This is a genomic window from Skermanella sp., assembly GCF_059503625.1.
In genome coordinates this window covers 1-3,046 of record NZ_JCACHA010000277.1, presented here as the reverse complement: position 1 = coordinate 3,046, position 3,046 = coordinate 1, and the positions used below count along the sequence as shown (strand labels likewise).

Sequence of the window (3,046 nt, the reverse complement as noted above, 5' to 3'; positions counted from 1 at the left end):
CGGTCGTGCGCCGGGTGCGGAAATGGTGGTGCAGCGGCACCAGCGCCTGCCGCCGCATGGCGTCGGCGGCCCCGCCGAACAGCACCTCGACCTGATGGTCGTACAGTTCGGCGGAGTGGTCGCTCAGGTATCCGTCGGTCTGGTAATGGAAGTTCTGGAGATAGTAGCGGGGCAGGGCGGAGCCCTCCTGCCGCTTCTCCTCGAAGACTTCGGCGCTGACATCGTCCCGCCGCCGGCGACGCACCTCCGGCAGGTCGCGGAAGAAGCGGACCGCATCGCGCAGGATCTTGCGCGGCGGCTCGATCATGTCATGCGGCATCCTGTAGTAGCCGGCCTCGATGTTGGCGAGGTCCCGTCGCATCAGTTGCCGAACTTCTGCCAGTATCTCGGAGTTGTCGGGAAAGGTCAGCCCCTTCGGCTGCTTTTCTTCAGGCACCAATCTGCCGTTCAGCCGCGCCGCCAAGGCCTTCTGTCCGAAGAACCAGGAAATTCGGGCCGTCTGGCTCAACGCGTAAGCCGCCCGTTCCGCCGGTCCGATCATCGTCCAAGCTCCGTTTTACTATAAGGTATGCACTTAACCTAGGTTCTCCCCCCCGGGATGCCAAGTCCGGACCGGAAGGGGCGGTCGCCGGCGCGGACGCCGGTACGGGAAGCGGGCAGACGACGCCCAACCGGCTTACCTGAAATAGCCGCAGCCGGACGTGTCCGGCGGACATTGATTTGCCTGCGCGGTTGTGGTTGGTTCCCTCGCGGAGTGATCGGCATCATACAAATGCCGCAAAGATTATTGGGCCTTGAACAGGCACCCTGAACCAAGGAATGGGACGGCACGGATGAGCGACTTCAAAACCCTTGACGATTTTGAGTTCGACGGCAAGACCGTCCTGGTCCGCGCCGACCTGAACGTCCCGGCCAAGGACGGGGTCGTGACGGATACGACGCGCATCGACCGGCTGGCGCCGACCCTGACCGAGCTTTCGCAGGCCGGCGCCAAGGTCGTCGTCCTCTCGCATTTCGGTCGTCCCAAGGGCGGTCCCGACGAAAAATACTCGCTCAAGCAGGTGGTGGACGCCGTGTCCAAGGCCGTCGGGCAGAAGGTCGCCTTCGCCGACGACTGTGTCGGTCCCGTCGCCAAGGACGCCCTGGCCAAGATGCACGCCGGCGCCATCATCGTGATGGAGAACCTGCGCTTCCATCCGGAAGAGGAGAAGAACGACGCCGGCTTCGCGGCCCAGCTGGCCGAACTCGGCGACATCTACGTCAACGATGCATTCTCCGCCGCACACCGCGCCCATGCCTCGACCGAAGGTCTTGCCCGCCTGCTGCCGAACGCCGCCGGCCGTTTGATGGAAGCGGAACTGAAGGCCCTCACCCTCGCCCTGGAAAAGCCCGAACGTCCGGTAGCGGCGGTCGTCGGCGGCGCCAAGATCTCGACCAAGCTGGACCTGCTGGGCAATCTGGTCCGCCGCGTCAATCTGCTGGCGCTGGGCGGCGGCATGGCCAACACCTTCCTCTATGCCAAGGGGACGGCGGTCGGCGCCTCGCTTTGCGAGAAGGACATGGCGGAGAAGGCGCGCGAGATCATGGCGATCGCCGAGGAAGCCGGCTGCGAGATCCTGCTGCCGCGTGACGCCATCACCGCCAAGGAGTTCAAGGCCGGCGCCACGAGCGAAGCGGTCGCGATCGATCAGGTCCCGTCCGACAGCATGATCCTCGATATCGGCCCGGAAACGGTCGAATACATCACGCTGAAGCTCCAAGGCTGCAAGACGGTCGTCTGGAACGGCCCGCTCGGTGCGTTCGAGACCAAGCCGTTCGATGCCGGCACCAACGCGGTGGCCGGTACGGTCGCGGCGCTGACCAAGGCTGGCCGGGTCCTCAGCGTCGCCGGCGGCGGCGACACCGTCGCGGCGCTGGCGGCAGCCGGAGTCGAGGATTCGTTCACGTACGTTTCCGCCGCCGGCGGCGCCTTCCTCGAATGGCTGGAAGGCAAGGACCTGCCGGGCGTCGCGGCCCTCAAGTCCTGACCTGCGGCAAGGCTGGATGCGCCGGCTGGGTCAGCCGGCGCCGTAGCGCTTGAGCCACTGCTGCTCGATCCGCACCATCCACGACGGATGCGGCTCGGGCAGCGGGACGCCCAGTTCCTCGTGGGACAGCGTCGCCTCGCCCAGGGGCAGCTCATCGAATCGGGCGCGGTCGGCGGCACTCAGCTTATCCAGGTCCAGCACCGTGAAGTCGCCCCAGACGCCGGGATCCTGCTTGTGCAATTGGGCATCGGGCGACAGCAGGAAGTCCGCCACCACCATGGCCGCACCGGGAGCGTTGGCGTTGTACGGGATCGCCACGAAATGCGTGTTCCCGATGGTGCCCCGCTCCAGCACGAAGGTTCGGATCGACGCCGGCAGCAACCCGCTGGCGATGTCGCGCGACGCTTCGCCGGGATGGAAGCTCATGCCCATGGCGACCTCTCCATCGGCCAGCATCTGTTTCAAGGCCGGCCCTGTCGCCGGGAAGTTCCGGCCGCTCCTCGCCAGATTGGGGTGAAGCTGTTCCAGGTATGACCAGAGCGGTCCCGTGACCTTGTCGAAATCGGCGTCGTCGGCTGCATCCCGGAGTCTCGACGGATCTGGTGTCACTTCCACCAATACCTGCTTCAGGAAGGTGCTGCCGATGAAGTCGGGCGGGCTGGGATAGGTGAACCGTCCGGGATTGGCCTTCGTCCACTCCAGCAAGGCGGCAGCACTTCTCGGCGGCTTCGCGACCTGTTCGGTATCGTAGGTGAAGACGAACTGAGCCATGCCCCAGGGTGATTCGAAGCCGTCGGTGGGAATGGTGAAATCGACTGTCGTGGTGGGCTTGCCTTTCGTGTCGATCAGGCCCGCATTCGGCAGGCGGTCCACGAAGGGGCCGTAAAGCAGCCGGTTCTCCTTCATCGCCGCGAAGTTTTCGCCGTTGATCCAGACCAGATCGACCGAGCCACCCTCGTCCTTGCCGGCCGCCTTCTCCGCCAGGACCCGTGACACGACGTCGGCCGTGTCGGTCACCT

The 3,046-nt window shown here is 65.4% G+C and carries 2 protein-coding genes and 1 pseudogene; 1 reads left to right on the top strand and 2 read right to left on the bottom strand.

The genetic code is table 11. From position 1 onward, the window contains the following. A pseudogene (locus AC5JJ6_RS06495) lies at positions 1-541 on the bottom strand (class I SAM-dependent methyltransferase); the annotation flags it as partial. 292 nt (positions 542-833) lie between these two features. On the opposite strand from AC5JJ6_RS06495, the gene AC5JJ6_RS06490 reads away from it, so the two are divergent. Next, positions 834-2,027: a phosphoglycerate kinase gene (locus tag AC5JJ6_RS06490; protein WP_496041256.1), complete on the top strand. Its 1,194-nt coding sequence runs from the start codon at positions 834-836 to the stop codon at positions 2,025-2,027. Between the two features lie 30 nt (positions 2,028-2,057). Here the strand turns inward: AC5JJ6_RS06490 and AC5JJ6_RS06485 are convergent. Next, positions 2,058-3,046, bottom strand: a 989-nt coding sequence (locus AC5JJ6_RS06485) for an ABC transporter substrate-binding protein (RefSeq protein ID WP_496041255.1), incomplete at its 5' end; no start/stop codon positions are given.